This window comes from Pseudomonas sp. UBA5706 (genome assembly GCF_002419965.1).
GTDB lineage: Bacteria > Pseudomonadota > Gammaproteobacteria > Pseudomonadales > Pseudomonadaceae > Aquipseudomonas.
The window spans coordinates 24,258-47,526 of the sequence record NZ_DIHC01000036.1 but is presented as its reverse complement, the minus strand read 5'-3'; the positions used below and the strand labels follow the sequence as shown (position 1 = coordinate 47,526).

The window sequence follows — 23,269 nt, the reverse complement described above, 5'->3', positions numbered from 1 at the left end:
ATGGCAACGCTTGAACTTCGCAATGTAAACAAGACGTATGGCGCCGGTCTGCCGGACACCCTGAAGAACATCGAGCTGTCGATCAAGGAAGGTGAATTCCTGATCCTGGTCGGTCCATCGGGTTGCGGCAAGTCGACCCTGATGAACTGTATCGCGGGCCTGGAAACCATTACCGGCGGCGCGATCATGATCGGCGATCAGGACGTCAGCGGCATGAGTCCCAAAGATCGCGACATCGCCATGGTGTTCCAATCCTATGCGCTGTACCCGACCATGAGCGTTCGCGAGAACATTGAGTTTGGCTTGAAGATTCGCAAGATGAATCAGTCGGACATCGATGCGGAAGTGGCTCGCGTCGCCAAGCTGCTGCAGATCGAGCACCTGCTCAATCGCAAGCCCGGTCAGCTTTCCGGTGGTCAGCAACAGCGCGTCGCCATGGGCCGGGCGCTGGCCCGACGTCCGAAGATCTACCTGTTCGACGAGCCGCTGTCCAACCTCGACGCCAAGTTGCGGGTCGAGATGCGCACTGAGATGAAACTGATGCACCAGCGCCTGAAGACCACCACCGTCTACGTGACCCACGATCAGATCGAAGCGATGACCCTGGGCGATAAGGTGGCGGTGATGAAGGACGGGATCATCCAGCAGTTCGGTACGCCCAAACAGATTTACAATGATCCGGCCAACCTGTTCGTCGCCAGCTTCATCGGTTCGCCGCCGATGAACTTCATCCCGCTGCGCCTGCACCGCAAGGATGGCCGACTGGTTGCACTGCTCGACAGCGGGCAGGCACGGTGCGAACTGCCATTGAGCATGAGCGATGCCGGTCTTGAAGACCGTGAGGTGATTTTGGGGCTGCGTCCTGAGCAGATCGTGTTAGCGTTCGGGGAAGCTGCGGGGATGCCGACCATTCGAGCCGAGGTACAGGTCACCGAGCCGACCGGCCCCGACACGCTGGTATTCGTCACGCTCAACGAAAGCAAGGTGTGCTGCCGCCTGGCGCCTGACGTGGCACCCGCGGTGGGCGAAACCCTGACCCTGCAATTCGATCCAGCCAAGGTTCTGCTGTTCGATGCCAAGAGCGGCGAGCGCCTGGGTGCTTTGGGAAAGCCGCAGCCGGTTGAGAACATGGGGAATGTGACGCGGCTCAACCGCAACTGAATTCCGCGCGCAGGAAACTGCGTTAAGGAGCACATCTGTCGGGGGTGATCTTTGTGCCGTAGAACAACCCCGGCAGGCACACGAAGCAAGTGGTTACGATGCTGTTTAGAGCTAATAACAATAAAACGAGGAATAAGGGATGAAGAAGGTAAAAGGCAAATCGCTTAACCAGCAGATGCACCTGATCGGTGGGTTGTCTGTTTTGAGCGCATTGACGCTGTCCGGCACTGCCATGGCCATGGAACCTTTCAACGCCAACGAGCACATGACAGGTGACTGGGGCGGACTGCGTCAGGAATTGCATGACAAGGGTTACGACTTCAGCCTTGAGTACGTCGGTGAGATGGGAGCCAACGTCAAAGGCGGCTATAACCATGACAAGACGGCGCGCTACAGCGATCAATTCGCGATCGGCACCAACATCGACCTGGAAAAGGTATTCGGCCTCAAAGACGCCGAATTCAAGCTCGCCATCACCGAGCGTAGCGGCAACAACATCTCCAACGACCGCCTGGGCGATCCTCGTATCGGCACCCTGAGTTCGTCGCAGGAAGTCTGGGGTCGCGGCCAGACGTGGCGCCTGACACAAATGTGGGTCAAGCAGAAGTACTTCGATGGCGCACTGGACATCAAGCTGGGTCGGATGGGTGAAGGTGAAGACTTCGGCAGCTTCCCTTGCGACTTCCAGAACCTGACGTTCTGCGGCACGCAAGCGGCTAACTACGTGAACACCTGGTACAACTGGCCGGTCAGCCAATGGGCGGTCCGCGTGAAATACAACATCACGCCGGAAGTGTTCGCCCAGGTCGGGGTGTACGAGCAAAACCCTTCTTATCTCGAAACCGGTAACGGCTTCAAGCTCAGCGGCAGCGGTGCCAAAGGCACGCTGGTTCCCGTTGAGTTGGTGTGGTCGCCTATGGTCAACGACTATGCGGGCGAGTACCGCCTGGGTTGGTATTACAGCAGCCCAAGCGCGAACGACCTGAAGGACGATGTCAATGGCCAGCCGCAAGCGCTGACCGGCAATGACTTCAAGTCTCACGGCAGCAAGCATGGCTGGTGGGTGGTTGCTCAGCAGCAACTGACGTCTGTGGGCGGCGACAAGTCTCGCGGCATGAGCGTGTTCTTCAACGCCACCGTGCATGACAAGGCGACCAACTTCGTCGACAACTTCCAGAACGTCGGTCTGGTGTTCAAAGGGCCGTTCGATGCACGCCCCAAAGACGACATCGGTGTAGGCCTGTCGCGTATCCACGTCAACGAAGCCGTGCGCGATCGTGCGCGCTTGATCAACGACCTGAACGGTATCGAGGATTACGATAATCCCAACTACCTGCCGATTCAGCACACCGAGTACAACTCGGAGATCTACTACGGGGTACACGTAACAGATTGGCTGACCGTGCGTCCTAACGTGCAGTACGTCATGCACCCAGGCGGAACCGATCACGTGGATAACGCGCTGGTTGCCGGTATCAAGCTGCAAACGAAGTTCTGAGTCAAAAGCGAACGCTCCTTCGCGCTTCACAACGATCAAGGGTCGTGTGTGCTTTACGGGTAGCCTGGCTACCCGTTTTTTTTGTGGCGTATCGGCTCCGTTATTCGGAGCGTTTTTTGTAGCGAGCTTCGATTGAACCTGTGGCAGACCGGCAACCGGCGTGCGCCACACGGGTTGGTGAAACTCAATGGATCGCAACGGCAATGGCCACCAGAGATACAGGATCGCTCGACCATCCTCTGCAACGCTTCTTCACGGCTGCCAGGCCGCAGCCGACATTTCAATGGGAGCGGTATCAGCAGCGCGATGTGCTGGTGATCAATCATCCACGTTGTCAGGCGGTGTTCAGTCGCCAGGGCGCGCAACTGCTGCATTTTCAGCCAGCGCAGCAAAAGCCCTGGCTATGGTGCGCCGCACAATGGCCGCAGGTCGGCGCGATTCGGGGTGGCGTGCCGGTGTGCTGGCCGTGGGTCGGGCGTCATCCAGGGGAGGGCGGTTGGCCGGCCAATGGCTGGGCCCGTTTGCTGGACTGGAAGCTGATCGACAGCCGCGAACACGATGCCGGTGTCTCGCTGCATTGGCGCCTAAGCCTCTGGGACTGGCAGGCCGATCTCTATGCCGAGCTGGGGCAGGGCATGGACCTGCGGCTGGAAACCCGACACGAAGACAGCCAGCCCTGCCATTTTGGTCACGCCTTGCACGCGTACTGGCGCATCAGCGACATCGCCGACGTTGCGCTTGAGGGGCTGGACGGTGCTCAAGGCTATGACGCGCTCAGTCGCAGTGCTTGCGAACAAAAGGGCGAGTTGCGGGTGATGGGCGGTTGTCAGCGGGTCTTCGAACGCGCAGGCCCGTTGCAACTACACGACGATGCCTGGTCGCGCAGATTGAGTATCGATACCCGCGACAGCCGCAACACCGTCGTCTGGCATCCCGGCAATCGGCCCTTGCTGGGTGTGGGCGGCAGCGAAGCGGCAGGGTTTCTGCGAGTCGAGGCAGTGTCAGGCGCCGACGATTGCCTGAGCCTGGCGCCGGGGCAACAGGCGCGCTTGAGTTTGCAGGCGATGCTGGTGCATTGAGCGAGCATGGGTGTCACGTGCTGTCCCGTGGCCATCCGGCCTGGCGGCGATAGTCATTGAAGTCCGTCGCCGCCAAGCCAGATACCTGCAGGGCATCATTGCCTTCGAATGCGCAGGTTCAATTCAGCTCATCGTCCACTGGATAGCGGCTGGCGTTGAGGCTTTCCTTGATCTTGCGCAAATGCGGCTGGAAATCCACGCCACGGCGCAGGGTCATGCCGGTGGCAAGGACGTCGAGCACCGTCAGCTGGACGATCCGCGAGGTCATCGGCATATAGATGTCGGTATCTTCCGGCAGCGGAATGTTCAGGCTCAAGGTGCTGGCCTTGGCCAAGGGCGAGTTGGCGGCTGTCAGGCCCAGCACCGAGGCACCGTTCTCTCGCGCCAGGCGTGCGACTTCCACCAGTTCGCGTGTACGTCCTGTGTAGGAAATGATCACGAACAGCTCCCCCGTGTGCGCCACCGAAGCCAGCATGCGCTGCATCAGCACATCGGCGTGGGCTGTCACCGCCAGATTGAAGCGGAAGAACTTGTGCTGTGCATCCAGCGCCACCGGTGCCGAGGCGCCGAGGCCGAAGAAATGGATTTGTCGCGCCTGGATCAGCAGGTCTACGGCCTTGCTGATCAGGCTGGGGTCCAGCACCTGACAGACACTGTCGAGCGATGCAATGGCGCTGGCGAAAATCTTGCGAGTATAGGCTTGCGGATTGTCATCGGCTTCCACTGCGCGGCTGACGTAAGCAGCGCCGCTGGCCAGGCTTTGCGCCATTTGCAGTTTGAGTTCGGGGTAGCCACTGACATCGAACGAGCGACAGAAGCGATTGACCGTCGGCTCGCTGACCTTGGCCGCCTGCGCCAGCGCAGCAATACTGAAACGGGTGGCCTGCTGGGGATTGCTCAGGATCACCTCGGCGACCTTGCGCTCGGCCTTGTTCAGTTCAGCAAGACGAATCTGGATCTGCTCCAGAAGATTGCGTACGCGGTCCATTCAAAGTCCTTCTCGTGAAGCTTTAACAGGCTAATTTGCGAGCATTTATGCAAAGGTGCGCAACTGGGCCTTTAGCCTGTCGCAAAGGTGGCCTATCGTACTGAGGGCCTGTTGTGATCACCACTGTAATGTGCTCTTTGAATAAATGTTGTGGTTATTACTACATATGGCCTTGAGTAACGCCTTTAAAAAAGGTATTTGTAGCCTAACTTGATAAAAGAACCAACATTATGCTCTCGATTACGGTTGAACCGTGCACTTTTGCCTTGTTCGGCGCTCTGGGCGATCTGGCCGTGCGCAAACTGTTCCCTGCGTTGTACCAGTTGGACCGTGCTGGACTGCTGCATGCCGAGACCCGAATCCTTGCCCTGGCGCGTGAGCCGGGTACTCCCCAGGAACACCTGGCTTATATCGACAAGAGCCTGCGCCGCTTCGTCCCCGATGCCCAGCTTGAAAGCGAACACGTGGAGCGCTTTCAGGCTCGCCTGAGCTACCTGCACGTGGACTTCCTCAAAGGTGAGGACTATGTCGCCCTGGCGCAAACCGTGGGCGAGGCGCAGACCATGATCGCTTACTTCGCCACTCCGGCTTCGGTATACGGGGCGATCTGCGAAAACCTGGCACTGGTGGGCCTGACCGATCGCACACGTGCGGTGCTGGAAAAGCCGATCGGCCACGACCTCGCCTCATCGCGCCGGGTTAACGACGCAGTCGCCCAGTTCCTACCGGAAAATCGCGTCTACCGCATCGACCACTATTTGGGCAAGGACACCGTACAGAACCTCATCGCACTGCGCTTTGCCAACAGCCTGTTCGAGACCCAGTGGAACCAGAACTACATTTCCCACGTCGAGATTACCGTGGCGGAGAAGGTGGGAATCGAGGGCCGCTGGGGCTATTTCGATCAGGCCGGTCAACTGCGCGACATGATTCAGAATCATCTGTTGCAGTTGCTGTGCCTGATCGCGATGGACCCGCCAAGCGATCTTTCCGCCGACAGCATCCGTGATGAAAAGGTGAAAGTGCTCAAGGCGCTGGCACCCTTTACCCCGGAGCGCCTGGCGACCCAGGTGGTGCGCGGGCAATACATCGCCGGTTACAGCGAAGGCAAGCCGGTCCCCGGTTATCTGGAGGAGGAAAATTCCAACACCCAGAGCGACACCGAAACGTTCGTTGCGATTCGTGCTGATATCCGTAACTGGCGTTGGGCAGGGGTTCCGTTCTATCTGCGTACCGGCAAGCGTATGCCACAGAAGCTGTCGCAGATCGTGATCCACTTCAAGGAACCGCCGCATTATATTTTCGCCCCGGAACAACGAATGCAGATCAGCAACCGCTTGATCATCCGCTTGCAGCCTGATGAAGGTATCTCGCTGCAGGTGATGACCAAGGACCAGGGACTGGATAAAGGTATGCAATTACGCAGCAACCCCTTGCAACTTAGCTTCTCCGACGCCTACCGCAGCGCCCGCATCCCGGACGCCTACGAGCGGTTGTTGTTGGAGGTCATGCGTGGCAACCAGAACCTGTTTGTCCGCAAAGATGAGATCGAGTATGCGTGGCAATGGTGCGACCAACTGATTGCTGGCTGGAAAAAGGCGGGCGATGCGCCCAAGCCCTACGCAGCAGGCTCTTGGGGCCCCATGAGCTCCATTGCGCTCATTACTCGTGACGGGAGGTCTTGGTATGGCGATATGTGAACTTGAATTTCCGGCTGGCTTGAAAGCCAACGAATTCGATAACCCCGAGCAACTGGCCAATGCGTTGGCTGACCATGTGGCCGAACGTTTGAGCGCGGCCATTTCCAGCAATCCACACGGCATCGCGACATTGGTCGTGTCCGGCGGCAAAAGTCCGGTGGCTTTCTTTCAGGCGTTGTCGCAAAAGCCGATCGAGTGGTCCAAGGTCGCCATCAGTCTGGCCGACGAGCGTTGGGTGCCCACCGAGCACGCCGACAGCAATGCCGGCCTGCTCAAGCGTTACCTGTTCCGGGGGCTGGCGGAAAAAGCGGGCTTTTTCAGTCTGTACCGCCCGACCGCTACGCTGGACGAAGCCGCTGTTGCCGCCGATGAAGCGCTCAAGGAATTGCCGAAAATCGATGTGCTGGTGCTCGGCATGGGTGATGACGGTCACACGGCATCACTGTTTCCCAACAGCCCGAACCTGACCCAAGCGCTGGATCTGCACAGCGAGCGCCGATGTCTGCCGATGTTGGCGCCGACCACACCCCATCAGCGCTTGACCATGACGCGGGCGCTGTTGTCGTCGGCTACGACCCCGATTCTGTCCATTTCCGGGCAGGCCAAACTGCAAACCCTGCGCAAGGCCCTGGCTGGCGACGACCTCGCCGAAATGCCGGTGCGTGCGTTTCTCAACTCGTCTTTAGAGATCTACTGGTGCCCATAAGCAAAGGATCAGCCGCCATGGTAAATACCCAAGCGAAACAGCCGTTGAATAACATGGCGAGCAAGATTGCCCGGATCGACGAACTCTGCGCGAAAGCGAAGATTCTGCCGGTCATCACCATCGCGCGCGAACAGGACGTGCTGCCGCTGGCCGATGCGCTGGTTGCAGGCGGCCTGAACGCGCTAGAAATCACCCTGCGTTCCGAGTTCGGTCTCAAGGCCATTCGCATCCTGCGTGACGCACGCCCAGAGTTGTGCGTTGGAGCCGGTACCATCCTAGACCGCCATATGCTCAAGGCGGCGGAAGAGGCCGGGTCGCAGTTCATCGTTACCCCTGGCAGCACCCAGGATTTGCTGGAAGCTGCTGTGCAAAGTGAATTACCGCTGTTGCCGGGCATCAGCAGTGCGTCGGAAATCATGATCGGTTATGCCTTAGGCTATCGTCGCTTCAAGCTGTTTCCCGCGGAAATCAGCGGTGGCGTTGGCGCGCTTAAGGCATTGGGCGGTCCCTTCCCGGAAGTGCGGTTTTGCCCCACTGGCGGCGTCAGCGCAGCCAACCTGAAAAGCTATATGGCACTGCCCAACGTGATGTGCGTCGGCGGCACCTGGATGATCGACAATGCCTGGGTCAGCAATGGTGACTGGGGCCGCATTACTGACGCGACTGCCGAAGCGATCGCTCTGTTCGACTAAGACGTGAGCCAAAACGCTTGTCCATCGGCCCTCGATTGATTTTCGACAGCTGCGGTTCATGAAGAGGCTGTTTTAATCATCTCAATGTGACGGATTCAAGCGCCTCTGCGCTGCTACGAAAGTCGTTGTTGCACGGCTGTTTAACGGTGCTCCCTTGGTCAGGAGCACCGTTTTTTTTGCGTCCTTGTTGCGCGCGGTGGCTCAAGCCAACGCGCGTAATGCCTCGGTCAGTCGCGCGACATCATCGGCCGAGGTCACCAAGCCCGGGGTGATGCGAATGCACGGTCCACATGCCGATCCATTTCTGGCGACGGTAAAAATTCCGTGCTCATCCAGCAGTCGCTGGGTCATGAGTAATTGGTCGGCCTGACGCGTGAAGCGCAGAGACGTGATGCCGCAATATAGGCGCGGGTCATCCGGAGTCAGCACTTCGACACCCTGCAGGTTACGAGCTTCGCGCACCCACAAGTCTCGCAGGTAGGCCAGGCGCGCACCCTTTACGATAGAGCCGCCAATTGCCCTGTGCTCACTGAAGACCTTGGTCAGCGTCATCAGCGCGGGAATATTGGGTGTGCCGTAAGGCGCTTGGCCCAGAATATCGTCAGGCGCATAGCGTGCATCGCCCATGTCGGGATCTATAGATGACAGCCGTTCCTGCTTCACGTAGATGAAGCCCAGACTCAACGGTGCCCCCATCCATTTCTGCAGGTTAAAGCCGGCAAAGGCCACTCCCAATTCACCCAGGCTGAAATCCAGTTGCCCGAGGGCGTGGGCGCCATCGAGAATCACATCGATGCCGTGGGCCGTGGCCAGAGCCGCGATGGCCTGGACAGGCATTACCAAGCCGGTGCGATGAGTGACATGGGTCAAAGCCATCAACTTGATTCGTGGATGGGCGGCAAATGCGTCGCGATAGGCGTTGAGCAGAGACTCATAACTGGCGGGGTGCGCGTGGCTGATCTCGATCACCTCAACACCACGATTTTTCGCCAGCCAGCGCATCGAGGTCTGTACGCTGTTGTAGTCCAGATCGCTGATGAGCACCTGATCTCCAGGTTGCAGCTCATTGTAGTTACGGATCAGCGTTTGCAGCGACTCCGAGGCGCAGCGGGTAAAGGCGATTTCTTCAACGGAAACATCCAGCAACTGCGCCAGATCGGCTCGAATGACCCCGCTGTCTCGCGTGTCGAACCGCTGGCGTACGTAGACGGAGTTGCTGCGGTTCACATAGGCGAGATTCTGTTCGTACGCGCGTAACACCTCTCGTGTCATACGCCCAAAATAGCCATGTTCAAAGTTGATTGGGCCGGGCTCAATGTCGTACTGGCGCGCGACGTCCTGCCAGAAGGCCTCATCCTGTGCACGTTCATTTGCAAATTTCTGCACTGCAGATTGAGCACTGGCACGGGTCATCGTTTGCTCGTCTCGTCGAATGGGTCAGGAAAAACGGATGGGAGTCTTTGAGGGTTTTCCCCCTAGCGGTTCACGAGGTCGAGTACGCAGGGGGGCCAGCAGGTCTGACAGGCCGTTGTGGTCGATCTCGTGCATCAGCGCCAGCAGACTGCCGAGCTCTCCAGTCGGAAACCCCTGGCGTGCAAACCAGTTAAGGTAATCGCCCGGGAGGTCGGCGAGCAGGCGGCCCTTGTATTTGCCGTACGGCATGTCGCGGCTAACCAAAAGTTTGAGTTTTTCGGGATTCATCGCATGCCTTTCGCTTTTTCATGGAACCTTAAGATACGTGCATTCTGCATGCCTGCAAACAGGTAGATCATGCATAACGCGAGGGTTGGCGGAGTATCACTAAGGATAACCCGTTGAAAAATAAGAATTTATTTCAAACAAAAAGTTGGCATGCACTCTGCAGCAGTATTGTTATCGAATAGATGTAACGGTTTTTACCCAATTAACCTGCCAGAAAGGAACTGCAAAATGACAGATATTAATAAAGAAGCGATTTCGGTCCTTAATGATCTGATCCAGACCAGCATTGATGGCGAAAAAGGTTTTCACACCAGCGCCGAAGATATCAAAAACCCAGAAATCAAAGCGTATTTCCTGTCGCGTTCGTCAGAGTGCAAGGCCGCTGTTACCGAGCTACAAAGTGAAGTCCGCGCATTGGGTGGAGATCCAGAGGACTCTTCCAGCGCCGCCGCTGATGTGCATCGTCTCTGGGTTGGGCTGAAATCCGCCCTCGCTGGTAAAAGCGATGAGGCTGTGTTGAACGAAGTAGAGCGCGGCGAAGACCATGCGCTAAAAGCGTATAAAGAAGCATCACAGAAGGCACGTGAGAAAAATCTGCCTGTGAATGTGACGAGTCTGATTGAGCGCCAGCAGGCGGGCGTGCAAGCCAATCACGACAAGGTCAAACAACTGCGTAACACCGTCAAGGCTAGCAATACGCACTAGGCATTGTGGCCGGATTAGTTTCTGATTCGGTCGTGCAGCATAAAAAAACGCCAGCGTAGCCTGGCGTTTTTTTATACCACTGATATATAGATAACGGCCCTTGGCTTCAACGAAAGTCAATTTTCCCCATGCTCAGCCAGCGCTCTCAGCCCGCAGACAGTCAAGCGATCACTCACCCTCATCAAACCTGTCGTTGATCAATTTGATCAAATCATCCAGCGCTGCCTGTTCGCCTTCACCCTCGGTCATCAGGTGTATATCGGTGCCCTTACCGGCTGCCAGCATCATCACGGCCATAATGCTTTTGCCATCGACCATGCTATCTGGCGTGCGACCGACCCGAATCTGGCAGGAATATTTGCCGGCGACGCCGACGAACTTTGCAGCGGCGCGGGCGTGCAGGCCCAGCTTGTTAATAATGGTAATTTGTTGAGCGGGCATCGCGGTGGGGATCCTTTCAGCTTAGGTCGCGGTGGCGGACCTGAACATTCTTGAGCGATTGTTGCAGGACCTGACCTAAACGTTCGGTCAGGTAGACGGAGCGATGATGTCCGCCGGTGCAGCCAATGGCAATGGTGACATAGGCTCGGTTGCTGGCAGCGAAACGCGGAAGCCACTTGGTCAAGTAGGTAGAGATGTCCTGAAACATCTCTTCAACGTCAGGCTGTGCCGCCAGATACTCCGCTACCGGTTTGTCGAGCCCGGATTGCTCGCGCAGACTGGGTTTCCAGTACGGGTTGGGCAGGCAGCGCACATCGAACACCAGATCCGCATCTACCGGCATGCCCCGTTTGAAGCCGAAGGACTCGATCAGGAAAGCCGTTCCGGGTTCTGGTCTGTTTAAAAGGCGCAACTTAAGAGTGTCGCGCAGTTGATAGAGATTCAGATGGGTCGTGTCGATGGTCAGGTCGGCCAAGTCGATGATCGGTCCAAGTAAACTCTTCTCGTCACGTATGGCTTCTGCCAGCGAGCGCGTGGCGTTGCTCAAGGGGTGGCGTCGACGTGTTTCCGAAAAGCGCTTGAGCAGCGTGGCCTCGTCAGCATCCAGAAACAGGACATCGCACTGGATATGGCGGTCGCGTACTTCTTCGAGCATTCGGGGGAAACGGGTCAAATGACTGGGGAGGTTGCGTGCATCTATGGACACCGCGAGCAGCGGTTCAGCATGTTCGCTATTGATTAGCGCACGCTCTGCAAGCTCAGGGAGCAAGCCAGCCGGCAAGTTGTCGACACAATAAAATCCGCTGTCTTCAAGAACATCGAGGGCCGTGCTCTTGCCGGAGCCTGAGCGACCGCTGACGATGATCATGCGCATGGTCAGTGCCCGTTCTGAACGTTGAGCACCACGTTGTACAGTTCCTCGCTACTCTTGGCATTGCGCAGGCTGGCGCGCGCCTCGGCGCGGTCAAGCATACTGGCAATCTGGCGGAGCAGCTCGAGGTGTGCATCGGTGGCCGCCTCAGGTACCAAGAGAACGAACAGCAGGTCCACCGGGGCGCCGTCGATGGCATCGAAGTCGACCGGACGCTCCAGATGCAACACAGCGCTGACCGGCGATGTGCAGCCCTTGAGTCGGCAGTGAGGAATAGCGATGCCATTCCCAAACCCGGTAGAGCCGAGTTTCTCTCGGGCGATAAGGCTTTCAAAAACGGATTGCCGGTCGAGTTCGGGCACTTGTTGCCCGATCATCTTGGCAATCTCTTCGAGTACAGCCTTTTTACTGCCGCCTGGCACATTCACGAGAGAACGGCCAGGGGTCAGGATATTTTCAAGTCGGATCATGGATGGGATCGTTAGCGAGCGGCCGCACCTTTGAGGATGTTGTGCTGCTTTTCCTTATGCTTGAGCAATTGTCTGTCTAGCTTGTCAGTGAGCAGGTCGATCGCCGCGTACATGTCATCATGTTCGGCGTTGGCAACCACCTCTCCACCGTGGATATGCAGGGTGGCCTCGATCTTCTGCTTGAGCTTCTCGACGGCCATCGTCACCTGCACGTTCGTAATCTTGTCAAAATGCCCTTCGAGCTTTTTCAGCTTCAGCTCGATGTACTCGCGCAGGGGCTTGGTCACTTCCAGTTGGTGTCCACTGATGTTGACTTGCATACAGCTTCTCCTTCGTTGCCAGTGCATTAAGAGGCAGGCTTGGATGCCTGCCACTGGAACGCTGTGGCGTGTGACCTTTACATCAGCCGCTTGCGTTCGCTTGATGGCGCTATCCCGAGGGACTCGCGGTATTTGGCGACTGTGCGGCGGGCCACTTGAATGCCTTGTGCCTCCAGTAAACCAGCGATCTTGCTGTCACTCAACGGCTTTTTCTGATTTTCCGCCGCCACCAGTTTTTTGATGATCGCGCGGATGGCGGTGGACGAGCATTCACCGCCTTCGGAGGTGCTGACGTGACTGGAAAAGAAATACTTGAGTTCGTAGATGCCGCGGGGCGTGTGCATGAATTTCTGCGTGGTCACCCGTGAAATCGTCGATTCGTGCATGCCCACTGCCTCGGCGATGTCATGCAGTACGAGCGGCTTCATTGCCTCGTCGCCATACTCGAGAAACCCGCGCTGATGCTCGACGATCTGAGTCGCGACCTTCATCAGCGTTTCGTTGCGGCTTTGCAGACTCTTGATGAACCAGCGCGCTTCCTGCAACTGGTTGCGCATGAAGGTGTTGTCGGCGCTGGTGTCGGCACGACGCACAAAGCCGGCGTACTGCGGGTTGACGCGCAAACGCGGTACCGCTTCCTGATTAAGCTCGACCAGCCAGCGTTCATTGTCTTTGCGCACGATAACGTCGGGAACGACGTATTCGGCTTCGCTGGACTCGATTTGCGAACCGGGACGCGGATTGAGGCTCTGCACCAGTTCAATGACCTGGCGCAGGTCATCTTCCTTGATCTTCATGCGACGCATCAGCTGTGCGTAATCGCGGCTGCCCAGCAGGTCGATGTAGTCGCTGACCAGCCGCTGTGCTTCAGCGAGCCACCTGGTCCTGGCCGGCAACTGACGCAACTGCAGCAGCAGGCATTCGCTCAGGGTGCGGGCGCCTACTCCGGCAGGCTCGAATTGCTGAATGCGGTGCAGCACGGCTTCGATTTCGTCCAGCTCGATGTCAAGTTCCGGGTCGAAGGCGTCGAGCAGTTCTTCGAGCGACTCGTCGAGATAACCCTGATTATTGATGCAGTCGATGAGCGTGACGGCGATCAGTCGATCGGTATCGGACATCGGAGCCAGGTTCAATTGCCAAAGCAGGTGGCTTTGCAGGCTTTCCCCAGCCGACGTACGGGTGGTGAAGTCCCACTCGTCATCATCGTTGCTGGGGAGGCTGCTGGCGCTGGTCTGGTACACATCTTCCCAGGCAGTGTCGACAGGCAGTTCGTTGGGAATGCGCTCGCTCCAGTCGCCATCTTCAAGATTGTCGACAGTGGGGGCGGGTTCCTGATAGGTCGGTTCCTGAACGTCAGGGTTGGGCTTTTGCTCGATGTTGTCGGCCATCGGGTCGACGTTGTCGAAGTCCTCACCCTCTTCCTGGCGCTCCAGCATGGGATTGGACTCCAGTGCTTCCTGGATTTCCTGTTGAAGGTCCAGAGTCGACAGTTGGAGCAAGCGGATGGCCTGTTGCAGCTGCGGTGTCATCGTCAGCTGCTGGCCCATTCTCAAGACTAGCGAAGGTTTCATGGCAGGGGCTTCATACCTTATTCGCCGGCGCATATGCGCGCCATCCACTACTAGGGCGCCGAAGCGCCAACTTAAGCAAATTATATGCCTGAAAGCGGAGTATTTGCCTAGGGTGTGATGACAATTATTGTGAGAGGGCAAAGAGGCGTATGTTGCATCCGCCCACCCATCTCTGTCATCGCTACGCTTACAGGCGGAACTCGTGACCCAGATACACTTCCTTCACCAGCTGGTTGGCAAGGATGGTTTCAGCGTTGCCCTCTGCGATCAGCTGCCCATCATTGACGATGTAGGCGGTTTCGCAGATATCGAGGGTCTCACGGACGTTGTGGTCGGTGATCAATACACCGATGCCTTTAGCCTTGAGATGGTAGATGATTTGCTTGATATCGCCCACTGAGATGGGGTCGACGCCGGCAAATGGTTCGTCCAGCAGTATGAATTTCGGCGAGGTCGCGAGCGCGCGTGCGATTTCGACACGGCGGCGTTCACCACCGGACAGGCTCATGCCCAGGTTGTCGCGGATGTGCGTGATGTGAAATTCCTGCAACAGGCTTTCCAGCTCCTTGCGGCGCCCGGCCCGGTCGAGTTCCTTGCGGGTCTCGAGGATCGCCATGATGTTGTCGGAAACCGAAAGTTTGCGGAAGATCGAGGCTTCCTGCGGAAGATAGCCGATACCGGCACGCGCACGACCGTGCATGGGTTGGTGGCTGACGTCATTGTCGTCGATCAGCACGCGCCCCTGATCAGCCTGAACCAGGCCGACGATCATGTAGAAGCAGGTGGTCTTGCCTGCACCGTTTGGCCCCAGGAGGCCAACGATCTGACCGCTGTCGATGGACAGGCTGACGTCGCGTACGACCTGACGGCTTTTATAGGCCTTGGCCAGGTGTTGGGCTTTCAGCGTCGCCATTACTGGGCCTTCTGCTGGTCGGTTTTCTTTTTCGGCTGGATCACCATGTCGACACGAGGCCTGGCTTCAGTGACCTTGCTGCCCGTGGCGCGCCCGGCACTGGCCTGTTTCTTAACCGTGTCATAGACGATTTTCTCGCCCTGAGTGGTATTGTTGTCCTTGTCGATCACCTTGGCCTTGTCGATCAACACAATGCGGTTCTGGGGTGCATGGTACTGAATCGTGACGCCCCAGCCCTGGACGGGCTTCGGGTCCCCGGCGGTCTGTATCTGCTCGAAATAGGCAAGGTTGCCCACCGATGTCACGACGTCAATGTCACCTGCCGGCGTACGGGTCATGGTCACTTTGTTACCGGTCACCTTCATCGAGCCCTGGGTGATGATCACATTGCCTGTGTAGGTCGCGATGCCTTGCTTGTCGTCCAGCTGCGCATCGTCGGCCGAAATGTGGATAGGCTGATCCTGATCGTTCGGCAGAGCCCAGGCGCTCACGCTTCCCAGTGCTGCGCCCAGGCCGAGCAAAATAGGGAGGGTTTTAAGGAGCCTCATACTGTCCTCTTGCGTTCGATAGCAGGTGTATCCTGCTTTCTTTTAGATAGGCTTTCATACCCGTGCCGGTGCTCACGCCGTTGAATCCGTCGATTCTAACGGGTTGAGCGGTTTCCGCATATTGCTTCTGAGGGAAGACAGTCATGCGCGTGCTGGTAATGATGGTTTCGCGCTTCTGTTCGTCGGTACGGTTGATGCGCACCTTGTCGATCAGTTCTACGTGATCGCCACCGGGGGAGACTTCGGCGCGCACGCTCTGAACATGCCAGGGAAACTCCGAGCCGCGATACATCTGCAGGACCGGAGTGGTCATCAGCGTGACGTCGGTGGCCTTCAGATGCTCGACCTTGTCTGCCGTCATGTCGTACTGCATGCCGCCATCGGGCAGATACTGAATGCTGTGAGCATTCGTCGCGTAATAGTCGATAGCGCTCTCGTCCACGGCGGCCTTTGGCTGGTCCATGAAGCTTTCCGGGCTGATATTCCAGTAGCCAGCCGCCGCGAGCAATGCTGCCAGCACACCGAAGATCAGGAATGTACGAATTCGTTTGCTCAGCATAAATCCACTTCTATAAGTAGGCGGCGTGGGCCGCTTCGAGGTTGCCCTGAGCTGTCAGGATCAACTCGCAGAATTCTCGAGCCGCACCACCGCCGCCCCGTGCCTGGGTAGTGCCATGCGCGTGCTCGCGGACGAAGCCGGCGGCATTGGCGACGGCCATCCCCAGGCCGACCCGGCGAATAACCGGCAGGTCCGGCAAGTCGTCGCCCAGATAAGCGACCTGTTCATATGTTAGGTTCAACTGCTGCAACAGCTCGTCGAGCACTATCAGCTTGTCTTCGCGGCCTTGATAAAGATGGGCGATGCCCAGGTTTTTTGCACGGCGCTCGACCACCGGCGTTTTGCGGCCGCTGATAATGGCGGTGATGACACCCGAGTTGATCAGCATCTTGATGCCTTGGCCGTCCAGGGTGTTGAACGTCTTGAATTCACTTCCGTCTTCGAGAAAGTACAGGCGGCCATCGGTCAGCACGCCATCGACGTCGAAGATGGCCAGTTTGATCTGTTTACCGCGCTGCAGCAGTTCGTTTTTATCGAGGTTCATTTACATCACTCCTGCGCGCAGCAGATCCTGAAGGTTGAACGCGCCGACCGGGTAGTCGTTCCCGTCGACAACGATAAGCGCGCCGATCTTGTTGTCTTCCATGATTTTCAAGGCCTCGGCTGCCAGCATTTCGGCTCGCACGGTCTTGCCATGGACGGTCATGACATCGTCGATGGTCGCCTGGCGAATGTCGATGTCGCGATCCAGGGTTCGGCGCAGGTCGCCATCGGTGAAGATCCCGGCCAGACGCCCATCGGCTTCGATGATCGCCGTCATGCCCAGGCCCTTGCGGGTCATCTCCATCAGCGAGTCGCGCAGCGGCGTGCCGCAAGCTACCTTGGGTAGTTCATCCCCGGTGTGCATGACGTGCTCGACCTTGAGCAGCAGGCGGCGGCCCAGCGCACCGCCGGGGTGCGAGAAGGCGAAGTCTTCGGCAGTGAAGCCGCGCGCATCCAGCAACGCCACCGCCAGCGCGTCACCCATGACCAGCGCTGCGGTAGTGGAGGAGGTCGGGGCCAGATTCAACGGGCAGGCTTCTTTTTCCACTCGCGCATTGAGATTGATGTCGGCGGCCTTTGCCAGTGTCGATTCGGCGTTGCCAGTTAAGCTGATCAGCTTGATGCCCAGGCGTTTGATCAGCGGCAGCAAGGTCACGATCTCAGCGGTGCTGCCGGAGTTGGACAGCGCCAGGATGATGTCGGCGCTGGTGATCATGCCCATGTCGCCGTGGCTGGCCTCGGCAGGGTGTACGAAGAAGGCCGGAGTGCCAGTGCTGGCCAGCGTGGCTGCGATCTTTTTGCCAATGTGCCCGGATTTGCCCATGCCCACCACGACCACGCGGCCCTGGCTTGCCAGAATCATCTCGCAGGCGTTGACGAAATCCGCATCGATGTGAGCAAGGACACCTTCGACCGCCTCGATTTCAAGGCGGATGGTGCGCTGTGCAGATTGGATCAGGTCGCGGGCGTTGGTCATGTCGGGAAAGGGTCAGTCGGGTGAAAAGGCCGGGATTATAGCGACAATGTTCAAAACCCTCACGCATCATCGTCGCTCTTTGTTTATAGAATCGCTCGGTCCGTCAGTTCCTGTTCAGCAGGTGGCTCATCCACTGCAGGAAATTTCTGCTAGCGGCGAAATATTTCTCGCCATCGTGCGACTTGCCGTGTTGTAGCTTTGGCGGCATACGACAGCGGTGTTATAGTTCGCCGCTTGTTCGGCCCCTCCAGACAGTGTGTCGTTCGTCAAGGACGCGACGTCTGAGAGACTGGCTGCCTCGCAAGGAGTTTAGATGAGTGCCGATAACGCCTACGCGGTCGAATTGAAGGGCGTGTCCTTCAAACGCGGTACGCGCAGCATCTTCAATAATGTGGACATCCGCATCCCCCGGGGCAAGGTCACCGGCATCATGGGGCCGTCGGGCAGTGGTAAAACCACGCTGCTGCGACTGATGGGAGCACAGCTGCGCCCGAGCGGCGGCGAGGTTTGGGTCAATGGCCAGAACCTGCCGAAGCTGTCGCGCAGCGATCTTTTCGATGCTCGCAAGCAAATGGGAGTTCTGTTCCAGAGCGGCGCGCTCTTCACCGATCTGGACGTGTTCGAAAACGTGGCGTTCCCGCTGCGTGTGCACACCAAGCTGCCCGAAGACATGATTCGCGACATCGTGCTGCTCAAGCTCCAGGCCGTGGGCCTGCGTGGCGCGGTCGAGTTGATGCCTGATGAGCTGTCCGGTGGTATGAAGCGCCGCGTGGCGCTCGCCCGCGCGATTGCGCTCGACCCGCAGATTCTCATGTATGACGAGCCATTCGTGGGGCAGGACCCTATCGCCATGGGTGTGCTGGTGCGCCTTATTCGCCTGCTCAACGATGCGCTGGGTATCACCAGTGTCGTGGTTTCTCACGACCTGGCGGAAACCGCGAGCATCGCCGACTATCTATATGTTGTCGGTGACGGTCAGGTTCTGGGGCAGGGAACGCCGCAGGAACTGATGCAGTCGGATAACCCGCGTATCCGTCAATTCATGACAGGGGATCCAGACGGCCCCGTGCCTTTCCACTATCCGGCACCGGATTATCGCGAAGATCTTTTGGGGAAGCGCTGATGCGCAGAAAGTCATTGATGGATCGTGTTCGCCTGATGGGGCGCTCGGCGATCGATATTGTTGCAGTACTGGGGCGTTCGGGGATTTTTCTGGTTCATGCGTTGCTTGGGCGCGGCGGAATCGGTGGCGGTTTCCAGCTGCTGGTCCGTCAGCTTCACTCGGTTGGCGTGATGTCGCTGGCAATCATCGTCGTGTCCGGTGTGTTCATCGGCATGGTATTGGCGCTGCAGGGTTTCAGCATTCTCGCCCAATACGGTTCCGAGCAGGCGGTCGGGCAGATGGTCGCCCTGACCTTGCTTCGCGAGTTGGGACCGGTGGTGACGGCGTTGCTGTTCGCCGGTCGTGCGGGTTCCGCGCTGACCGCCGAAATCGGCAACATGAAGTCCACCGAGCAGTTGTCCAGCCTCGAAATGATTGGCGTCGATCCGCTCAAGTACATCGTCGCGCCACGTCTGTGGGCCGGCTTCATTTCGTTACCGGTGCTGGCCCTCATATTCAGTGTTGTCGGCATCTGGGGCGGTTCATGGGTCGCGGTGGACTGGCTGGGTGTCTACGAAGGTTCGTTCTGGGCGAATATGCAAAACAGCGTTTCTTTCCCCAACGATGTGATCAACGGTGTCATCAAGAGCGTCGTCTTCGCCTTTGTGGTTACCTGGATTGCCGTGTTCCAAGGCTATGACTGCGAGCCCACGTCAGAGGGGATCAGCCGCGCCACGACCAAGACCGTGGTTTACGCCTCATTGGCCGTACTGGGCCTGGACTTTATTATGACCGCCTTGATGTTTGGAGACTTCTGATGCAAAACCGCACCCTAGAAACCGGTGTCGGCCTGTTCCTGCTGGCCGGGATCCTGGCTTTGCTCTTGCTCGCCCTGCGCGTCAGCGGTCTGAGCGCCAGCACGACGAACGACAGTTATAAACTTTATGCAAATTTCGACAATATTGCCGGTTTGACTGTCAGAGCGAAGGTGACTATGGCCGGTGTGACCATCGGCAAGGTCACAGCAATCGATCTGGACCACGATACCTTCACCGGTCGGGTGACCATGGAAGTCAACAAGAAGGTCAACAATCTGCCGTCGGACTCCACCGCCTCTATTCTCACCGCAGGCTTGCTGGGCGAGAAATATGTCGGCATCAGCGTCGGCGGTGATGACCAGTTGTTGAAGGATGGCGGCACGATTCATGACACCCAGTCGTCGTTGGTACTCGAGGACCTGATCGGTAAGTTCCTGCTTAATTCCGTAGGCAAAGACGCCAAATGAGGAGTTTTTTCATGATCTCGATTCTGCGCCGTGGCCTTTTGGTGCTATTGGCTGCTCTGCCCTTGATGGGCAATGCTGCCCCTACGACTTCTGCACATGATTTGGTTCAGGACACAACCAATCGGTTGCTGGCCGATCTGGCTGCAAACAAAGAGCAGTACAAAAGCAACCCGCAGGCCTTCTACGATGCGCTCAACGGCATCGTCGGACCGGTACTCGATGCTGATGGCATTTCAAAAAGCATCATGACCGTCAAGTACTCACGCAATGCTTCCCCTGCGCAGATGCAGCGCTTCCAGGAAAACTTCAAGCGCAGCCTGATTCAGTTCTATGGCAACGCGCTGCTCGAATACAACAACCAGGGCATCACCGTCTCCCCAGCCAAGGAGGAGGGTGCTGACCGCACTTCCGTTGATATGTCGGTCAAGGGCAATAACGGCGCGGTCTATCCTGTGTCCTACACCCTCGTCAAACTCAACAACGAGTGGAAAGTGCGCAACGTGATCATTAACGGCATCAACATTGGCAAGTTGTTCCGTGATCAGTTCACTGACGCCATGCAGCGCAACGGCAACAATCTAGACAAGACTATCGATGGCTGGGCGGGTGAAGTCGCCAAGGCCAAGGAATCTACCGAGAATTCCAACGACAAGGTCGTTAAATGAGTGATCCAAATGTCACCGTTGGCGGCGGCGAGCTCAAGCTGTTCGGCGTACTGGATTACCGTACCGGCCCGGCGCTGCGTGAGCAGGGGGCCGAATTGATCAAGGCCAGTGATGCACCAGCGTTGGTGCTTGATTGCTCGGCGGTGGAGAAATCCAGCAGTGTGGGCCTGGCCCTGCTGCTGGCGTTCATGCGCGACGCCCAGGCCGCTGGTAAATCGGTCAGCGTTCGCTCCTTGCCTGCAGACATGCGGGAAATTGCACAGGTATCGGGTTTGACCGAACTGTTCGACCAACATTGATTGCTGTCATCGCTCAAGCCCCTCGTCCGGCTCCTATGAAAGTAGGGTTCGCAACGAGAGGGCTTTTTTGTATGATGGCCGACCCGCGCGCGTAGGGCGCCGATTGAGGTTAAGCATGCAGGCCGTAGAAGTTAAAGGCTTCCTTGAAGGTAAGTTGCCAGAAGTCCAGGTTGAAGTTGAAGGTGAAGGCTGCAACTTCCAGTTGAATGTGATCAGCGACGAATTGGCCGCGCTGAGTCCGGTCAAGCGCCAGCAGCAGATCTACACGCATTTGAACCCATGGATCGCCGATGGCAGCATCCATGCGGTCACCATGAAATTTTTCAGCCGCGCTGCATGGGCCGAGCGCACCTGAGCCAATTGGCGTCGAGATTCTAATGGACAAACTGATTATTACTGGCGGCATTCGTCTTGATGGCGAAATCCGCATTTCCGGGGCGAAGAATTCTGCCCTGCCGATTCTCGCTGCCACGTTGCTGGCTGATGGTCCTGTGACCGTCGCCAACCTGCCGCACCTGCACGACATCACCACCATGATCGAGCTGTTCGGGCGCATGGGCATCGAGCCCATCATCGACGAGAAGCTCAGTGTCGAAATTGATCCACGTACCATCAAGACCCTGGTTGCCCCGTACGAACTGGTGAAAACCATGCGTGCGTCGATCCTGGTGCTGGGGCCGATGGTTGCCCGTTTCGGTGAGGCGGAGGTTGCATTGCCGGGCGGGTGCGCCATCGGTTCGCGCCCGGTAGATCTGCACATCCGCGGCCTTGAAGCCATGGGCGCGATCATCGACGTCGAAGGCGGCTACATCAAGGCCAAGGCGCCAGAGGGCGGCTTGCGTGGGGCGCACTTCTTCTTCGACACCGTAAGTGTGACCGGTACCGAAAACATTATGATGGCTGCCGCTCTGGCCAACGGCCGCAGCGTACTGCAGAACGCCGCGCGCGAGCCGGAAGTCGTCGACCTGGCAAACTTCCTCAACGCCATGGGCGCCAGTGTCTCCGGTGCGGGCACCGATACGATCACCATCGAAGGCGTCAAGCGTCTGGGTTCGGCGACCTATCGCGTCATGCCTGACCGAATCGAAACCGGTACCTATCTGGTCGCAGCAGCTGCCACTGGCGGTCGCGTCAAGCTCAAGGACACCGATCCGACGATTCTGGAGGCCGTGCTCGAGAAACTGCGTGAGGCCGGCGCCGAAATCACTACTGGCACCGACTGGATCGAACTGGACATGCACGGCAAGCGTCCGAAAGCGGTCAACGTGCGCACCGCGCCGTACCCGGCTTTTCCGACCGACATGCAGGCGCAGTTCATCTCGCTGAACGCCATTGCCGAAGGCACAGGTGCAGTGATCGAAACCATCTTCGAAAACCGCTTCATGCACGTATATGAAATGCACCGCATGGGCGCGCAGATCCAGGTCGAAGGCAACACGGCGATCGTCACCGGTTGCACCAAACTCAAGGGCGCGCCAGTCATGGCGACTGACCTGCGCGCTTCGGCCAGCCTGGTGATCTCCGCGTTGATCGCTGAGGGCGATACGCTGATCGATCGCATCTACCACATCGACCGCGGTTACGAGTGCATTGAAGAGAAACTGCAAATGCTGGGCGCCAAGATCCGTCGCGTTCCGGGTTAGCAGTGTTCGGCGCTCCCTCGCTTGCATCGAGTGCAGGCGAGGGAGCCGCTGAGTGAAGGTTTGACCTTTTGAATCGTTTCGCTTCGAGTCCGCGTCATGGGCTCGAAGGTTGCCGGGCGCCGCTTGCGACCCGACACGCGCTTGCTGATAAGGACTGACGTTTCCCATGTTGACCATTGCACTGTCCAAGGGCCGAATCCTTGACGACACTCTGCCGCTTCTCGCTGCTGCGGGCATCGTGCCGACTGAGAATCCGGACAAGAGCCGTAAGTTGATCATTCCTACGACTCAGGACGATGTGCGCCTGCTAATCGTACGTGCGACCGATGTGCCAACCTACGTCGAACATGGCGCGGCTGATCTGGGTGTGGCCGGCAAGGACGTCTTGATGGAATACGGCGGCCAGGGCCTTTACGAACCGCTGGATCTGCAAATCGCCCAGTGCAAGTTGATGACCGCCGGTGCCGTCGGTGCTGCCGAGCCCAAGGGACGTCTGCGCGTTGCCACCAAATTCGTCAACGTTGCCAAGCGTTACTACGCCGAACAGGGCCGTCAGGTCGATATCATCAAGCTGTATGGCTCCATGGAGCTTGCGCCGCTGGTGGGGCTGGCCGACAAGATCATCGACGTGGTCGACACTGGCAATACGCTGCGTGCCAATGGCCTGGAGCCTCAAGACCTGATCGCACACATCAGTTCGCGTCTGGTGGTCAACAAGGCATCGATGAAAATGCAGCATACCCGTATCCAGTCGCTAATCGACACTCTTCGCAGTGCCGTGGAGTCGCGACACCGCGGTTGACTGTTCTGCGTGACCTCTCGCGGGGTTGCGC

The 23,269-nt window shown here is 57.9% G+C and carries 28 protein-coding genes; 15 read left to right on the top strand and 13 right to left on the bottom strand.

Annotated elements, in window-relative coordinates; all coding sequences use genetic code 11:
- The 3 genes from B3I26_RS17215 (at window position 1) to B3I26_RS17205 (ending at window position 3,738) form a co-directional block, all read left to right on the top strand.
- Window positions 1-1,161: an ABC transporter ATP-binding protein gene (locus B3I26_RS17215; RefSeq protein WP_296259329.1), complete on the top strand. Its 1,161-nt coding sequence runs from the start codon at window positions 1-3 to the stop codon at window positions 1,159-1,161.
- Between the two features lie 139 nt (window positions 1,162-1,300).
- The gene (locus tag B3I26_RS17210) at window positions 1,301-2,659 is read left to right on the top strand and encodes a carbohydrate porin (protein ID WP_296259327.1); all 1,359 of its coding nucleotides are present in this window, start codon (window positions 1,301-1,303) and stop codon (window positions 2,657-2,659) included.
- 203 nt (window positions 2,660-2,862) lie between these two features.
- The gene (locus tag B3I26_RS17205) at window positions 2,863-3,738 is read left to right on the top strand and encodes a D-hexose-6-phosphate mutarotase (RefSeq protein ID WP_296259325.1); all 876 of its coding nucleotides are present in this window, start codon (window positions 2,863-2,865) and stop codon (window positions 3,736-3,738) included.
- A gap of 118 nt (window positions 3,739-3,856) precedes the next feature.
- On the opposite strand, the gene B3I26_RS17200 is transcribed toward B3I26_RS17205, so the two are convergent.
- A complete protein-coding gene (locus tag B3I26_RS17200; protein WP_296259323.1) occupies window positions 3,857-4,726 on the bottom strand; it encodes a MurR/RpiR family transcriptional regulator in 870 nt (289 codons plus the stop codon).
- Between the two features lie 230 nt (window positions 4,727-4,956).
- On the opposite strand from B3I26_RS17200, the gene zwf reads away from it, so the two are divergent.
- From zwf to B3I26_RS17185, 3 genes are read left to right on the top strand one after another with little or no spacing between them, the layout of a single operon-like run.
- Window positions 4,957-6,426, top strand: coding sequence for a glucose-6-phosphate dehydrogenase (zwf, locus tag B3I26_RS17195; RefSeq protein ID WP_296259320.1), 1,470 nt, complete (start codon window positions 4,957-4,959; stop codon window positions 6,424-6,426).
- Window positions 6,413-7,132 (top strand): 6-phosphogluconolactonase, encoded by a 720-nt coding sequence (gene pgl / locus B3I26_RS17190; RefSeq protein ID WP_296259319.1) that lies wholly within the window; start codon window positions 6,413-6,415, stop codon window positions 7,130-7,132. The genes zwf and pgl overlap by 14 nt, the downstream gene beginning before the upstream one ends.
- A gap of 17 nt (window positions 7,133-7,149) precedes the next feature.
- Entirely contained in the window at window positions 7,150-7,824 is a 675-nt protein-coding gene (locus B3I26_RS17185) for a bifunctional 4-hydroxy-2-oxoglutarate aldolase/2-dehydro-3-deoxy-phosphogluconate aldolase (RefSeq protein ID WP_296259318.1), read from the top strand.
- A 201-nt stretch (window positions 7,825-8,025) separates the two neighbouring features.
- Here B3I26_RS17185 and B3I26_RS17180 read toward each other — a convergent pair whose 3' ends face one another.
- Both B3I26_RS17180 and B3I26_RS17175 read right to left on the bottom strand, forming a co-directional pair.
- Window positions 8,026-9,237 (bottom strand): aminotransferase class V-fold PLP-dependent enzyme, encoded by a 1,212-nt coding sequence (locus B3I26_RS17180; RefSeq protein ID WP_296259317.1) that lies wholly within the window; start codon window positions 9,235-9,237, stop codon window positions 8,026-8,028.
- 24 nt (window positions 9,238-9,261) lie between these two features.
- Window positions 9,262-9,525, bottom strand: coding sequence for a DUF3820 family protein (locus B3I26_RS17175; RefSeq protein WP_296259316.1), 264 nt, complete (start codon window positions 9,523-9,525; stop codon window positions 9,262-9,264).
- Between the two features lie 228 nt (window positions 9,526-9,753).
- Between B3I26_RS17175 and B3I26_RS17170 the strand changes: the two genes are divergently transcribed.
- Window positions 9,754-10,230 carry a PA2169 family four-helix-bundle protein gene (locus B3I26_RS17170; RefSeq protein WP_296259315.1) on the top strand — a complete coding sequence of 159 codons (477 nt, stop codon included), beginning with the start codon at window positions 9,754-9,756 and terminating at the stop codon, window positions 10,228-10,230.
- A 168-nt stretch (window positions 10,231-10,398) separates the two neighbouring features.
- On the opposite strand, the gene B3I26_RS17165 is transcribed toward B3I26_RS17170, so the two are convergent.
- From B3I26_RS17165 to B3I26_RS17120, 10 genes are all read right to left on the bottom strand, one after another.
- Window positions 10,399-10,671, bottom strand: a complete 273-nt coding sequence (locus B3I26_RS17165; protein WP_296259312.1) for an HPr family phosphocarrier protein — start codon at window positions 10,669-10,671, stop codon at window positions 10,399-10,401.
- A gap of 16 nt (window positions 10,672-10,687) precedes the next feature.
- On the bottom strand, window positions 10,688-11,545 hold the full coding sequence (gene rapZ, locus B3I26_RS17160; protein ID WP_296259311.1) for an RNase adapter RapZ: 858 nt from the start codon (window positions 11,543-11,545) through the stop codon (window positions 10,688-10,690).
- Between the two features lie 2 nt (window positions 11,546-11,547).
- Entirely contained in the window at window positions 11,548-12,012 is a 465-nt protein-coding gene (gene ptsN, locus B3I26_RS17155; protein WP_296259309.1) for a PTS IIA-like nitrogen regulatory protein PtsN, read from the bottom strand.
- Window positions 12,013-12,023: 11 nt separating this feature from the next.
- On the bottom strand, window positions 12,024-12,332 hold the full coding sequence (hpf, locus tag B3I26_RS17150; RefSeq protein WP_296259308.1) for a ribosome hibernation-promoting factor, HPF/YfiA family: 309 nt from the start codon (window positions 12,330-12,332) through the stop codon (window positions 12,024-12,026).
- Window positions 12,333-12,409: 77 nt separating this feature from the next.
- The gene (locus tag B3I26_RS17145; protein ID WP_296259305.1) at window positions 12,410-13,903 is read right to left on the bottom strand and encodes an RNA polymerase factor sigma-54; all 1,494 of its coding nucleotides are present in this window, start codon (window positions 13,901-13,903) and stop codon (window positions 12,410-12,412) included.
- 187 nt (window positions 13,904-14,090) lie between these two features.
- Window positions 14,091-14,816 (bottom strand): LPS export ABC transporter ATP-binding protein, encoded by a 726-nt coding sequence (gene lptB, locus B3I26_RS17140; protein ID WP_296259302.1) that lies wholly within the window; start codon window positions 14,814-14,816, stop codon window positions 14,091-14,093.
- A complete protein-coding gene (lptA, locus tag B3I26_RS17135; RefSeq protein WP_296259300.1) occupies window positions 14,816-15,364 on the bottom strand; it encodes a lipopolysaccharide transport periplasmic protein LptA in 549 nt (182 codons plus the stop codon). The genes lptB and lptA overlap by 1 nt, the downstream gene beginning before the upstream one ends.
- Entirely contained in the window at window positions 15,351-15,923 is a 573-nt protein-coding gene (lptC, locus tag B3I26_RS17130) for an LPS export ABC transporter periplasmic protein LptC (protein ID WP_296259299.1), read from the bottom strand. Before lptC ends, lptA begins: the two co-directional genes overlap by 14 nt.
- 10 nt (window positions 15,924-15,933) lie before the next feature.
- Window positions 15,934-16,467, bottom strand: a complete 534-nt coding sequence (locus B3I26_RS17125; protein ID WP_296259298.1) for a KdsC family phosphatase — start codon at window positions 16,465-16,467, stop codon at window positions 15,934-15,936.
- Window positions 16,468-17,442 (bottom strand): KpsF/GutQ family sugar-phosphate isomerase, encoded by a 975-nt coding sequence (locus tag B3I26_RS17120; protein ID WP_296259297.1) that lies wholly within the window; start codon window positions 17,440-17,442, stop codon window positions 16,468-16,470.
- Window positions 17,443-17,755: 313 nt separating this feature from the next.
- Here B3I26_RS17120 and B3I26_RS17115 point away from each other — a divergent pair, with 313 nt between their 5' ends.
- The 8 genes from B3I26_RS17115 to hisG all read left to right on the top strand — a co-directional run bounded on the left by B3I26_RS17115 (window position 17,756) and on the right by hisG (window position 23,238).
- Window positions 17,756-18,565 (top strand): ATP-binding cassette domain-containing protein, encoded by an 810-nt coding sequence (locus B3I26_RS17115; RefSeq protein ID WP_296259296.1) that lies wholly within the window; start codon window positions 17,756-17,758, stop codon window positions 18,563-18,565.
- Window positions 18,565-19,362, top strand: coding sequence for a lipid asymmetry maintenance ABC transporter permease subunit MlaE (gene mlaE, locus B3I26_RS17110; protein WP_296259294.1), 798 nt, complete (start codon window positions 18,565-18,567; stop codon window positions 19,360-19,362). Before B3I26_RS17115 ends, mlaE begins: the two co-directional genes overlap by 1 nt.
- Complete coding sequence (gene mlaD, locus B3I26_RS17105; protein WP_296259293.1) at window positions 19,362-19,829, top strand: outer membrane lipid asymmetry maintenance protein MlaD; 468 nt, start codon at window positions 19,362-19,364, stop codon at window positions 19,827-19,829. The genes mlaE and mlaD overlap by 1 nt, the downstream gene beginning before the upstream one ends.
- A gap of 11 nt (window positions 19,830-19,840) precedes the next feature.
- Window positions 19,841-20,494 (top strand): MlaC/ttg2D family ABC transporter substrate-binding protein, encoded by a 654-nt coding sequence (locus B3I26_RS17100; protein ID WP_296259289.1) that lies wholly within the window; start codon window positions 19,841-19,843, stop codon window positions 20,492-20,494.
- On the top strand, window positions 20,491-20,793 hold the full coding sequence (locus tag B3I26_RS17095; RefSeq protein WP_296259288.1) for an STAS domain-containing protein: 303 nt from the start codon (window positions 20,491-20,493) through the stop codon (window positions 20,791-20,793). Before B3I26_RS17100 ends, B3I26_RS17095 begins: the two co-directional genes overlap by 4 nt.
- Window positions 20,794-20,908: 115 nt before the next feature.
- Complete coding sequence (locus tag B3I26_RS17090; protein ID WP_296259286.1) at window positions 20,909-21,148, top strand: BolA family protein; 240 nt, start codon at window positions 20,909-20,911, stop codon at window positions 21,146-21,148.
- A gap of 22 nt (window positions 21,149-21,170) precedes the next feature.
- A complete protein-coding gene (gene murA, locus B3I26_RS17085) occupies window positions 21,171-22,436 on the top strand; it encodes a UDP-N-acetylglucosamine 1-carboxyvinyltransferase (RefSeq protein ID WP_296259284.1) in 1,266 nt (421 codons plus the stop codon).
- A 166-nt stretch (window positions 22,437-22,602) separates the two neighbouring features.
- Window positions 22,603-23,238 (top strand): ATP phosphoribosyltransferase, encoded by a 636-nt coding sequence (hisG, locus tag B3I26_RS17080; protein ID WP_296259281.1) that lies wholly within the window; start codon window positions 22,603-22,605, stop codon window positions 23,236-23,238.
- Window positions 23,239-23,269 lie beyond the last annotated feature (31 nt).

Bases quoted from the DNA above. Each gene is read 5' to 3' on its own strand.
- B3I26_RS17175 (WP_296259316.1), bottom strand. From the start codon at position 9,525: ATGAATCCCGAAAAACTCAAACTTTTGGTTAGCCGCGACATGCCGTAC.
- B3I26_RS17115 (WP_296259296.1), top strand. From the start codon at position 17,756: ATGAGTGCCGATAACGCCTACGCGGTCGAATTGAAGGGCGTGTCCTTC.
- lptC (WP_296259299.1), bottom strand. From the start codon at position 15,923: ATGCTGAGCAAACGAATTCGTACATTCCTGATCTTCGGTGTGCTGGCA.
- hpf (WP_296259308.1), bottom strand. From the start codon at position 12,332: ATGCAAGTCAACATCAGTGGACACCAACTGGAAGTGACCAAGCCCCTG.
- B3I26_RS17125 (WP_296259298.1), bottom strand. From the start codon at position 16,467: ATGAACCTCGATAAAAACGAACTGCTGCAGCGCGGTAAACAGATCAAA.
- hisG (WP_296259281.1), top strand. From the start codon at position 22,603: ATGTTGACCATTGCACTGTCCAAGGGCCGAATCCTTGACGACACTCTG.
- lptA (WP_296259300.1), bottom strand. From the start codon at position 15,364: ATGAGGCTCCTTAAAACCCTCCCTATTTTGCTCGGCCTGGGCGCAGCA.
- mlaD (WP_296259293.1), top strand. From the start codon at position 19,362: ATGCAAAACCGCACCCTAGAAACCGGTGTCGGCCTGTTCCTGCTGGCC.
- B3I26_RS17180 (WP_296259317.1), bottom strand. From the start codon at position 9,237: ATGACCCGTGCCAGTGCTCAATCTGCAGTGCAGAAATTTGCAAATGAA.
- B3I26_RS17120 (WP_296259297.1), bottom strand. From the start codon at position 17,442: ATGACCAACGCCCGCGACCTGATCCAATCTGCACAGCGCACCATCCGC.
- B3I26_RS17185 (WP_296259318.1), top strand. From the start codon at position 7,150: ATGGTAAATACCCAAGCGAAACAGCCGTTGAATAACATGGCGAGCAAG.
- mlaE (WP_296259294.1), top strand. From the start codon at position 18,565: ATGCGCAGAAAGTCATTGATGGATCGTGTTCGCCTGATGGGGCGCTCG.
- zwf (WP_296259320.1), top strand. From the start codon at position 4,957: ATGCTCTCGATTACGGTTGAACCGTGCACTTTTGCCTTGTTCGGCGCT.
- B3I26_RS17095 (WP_296259288.1), top strand. From the start codon at position 20,491: ATGAGTGATCCAAATGTCACCGTTGGCGGCGGCGAGCTCAAGCTGTTC.
- B3I26_RS17090 (WP_296259286.1), top strand. From the start codon at position 20,909: ATGCAGGCCGTAGAAGTTAAAGGCTTCCTTGAAGGTAAGTTGCCAGAA.
- B3I26_RS17145 (WP_296259305.1), bottom strand. From the start codon at position 13,903: ATGAAACCTTCGCTAGTCTTGAGAATGGGCCAGCAGCTGACGATGACA.
- pgl (WP_296259319.1), top strand. From the start codon at position 6,413: ATGGCGATATGTGAACTTGAATTTCCGGCTGGCTTGAAAGCCAACGAA.
- B3I26_RS17170 (WP_296259315.1), top strand. From the start codon at position 9,754: ATGACAGATATTAATAAAGAAGCGATTTCGGTCCTTAATGATCTGATC.
- murA (WP_296259284.1), top strand. From the start codon at position 21,171: ATGGACAAACTGATTATTACTGGCGGCATTCGTCTTGATGGCGAAATC.
- B3I26_RS17100 (WP_296259289.1), top strand. From the start codon at position 19,841: ATGATCTCGATTCTGCGCCGTGGCCTTTTGGTGCTATTGGCTGCTCTG.
- ptsN (WP_296259309.1), bottom strand. From the start codon at position 12,012: ATGATCCGACTTGAAAATATCCTGACCCCTGGCCGTTCTCTCGTGAAT.
- B3I26_RS17165 (WP_296259312.1), bottom strand. From the start codon at position 10,671: ATGCCCGCTCAACAAATTACCATTATTAACAAGCTGGGCCTGCACGCC.
- lptB (WP_296259302.1), bottom strand. From the start codon at position 14,816: ATGGCGACGCTGAAAGCCCAACACCTGGCCAAGGCCTATAAAAGCCGT.
- B3I26_RS17205 (WP_296259325.1), top strand. From the start codon at position 2,863: ATGGCCACCAGAGATACAGGATCGCTCGACCATCCTCTGCAACGCTTC.
- rapZ (WP_296259311.1), bottom strand. From the start codon at position 11,545: ATGCGCATGATCATCGTCAGCGGTCGCTCAGGCTCCGGCAAGAGCACG.
- B3I26_RS17200 (WP_296259323.1), bottom strand. From the start codon at position 4,726: ATGGACCGCGTACGCAATCTTCTGGAGCAGATCCAGATTCGTCTTGCT.
- B3I26_RS17210 (WP_296259327.1), top strand. From the start codon at position 1,301: ATGAAGAAGGTAAAAGGCAAATCGCTTAACCAGCAGATGCACCTGATC.
- B3I26_RS17215 (WP_296259329.1), top strand. From the start codon at position 1: ATGGCAACGCTTGAACTTCGCAATGTAAACAAGACGTATGGCGCCGGT.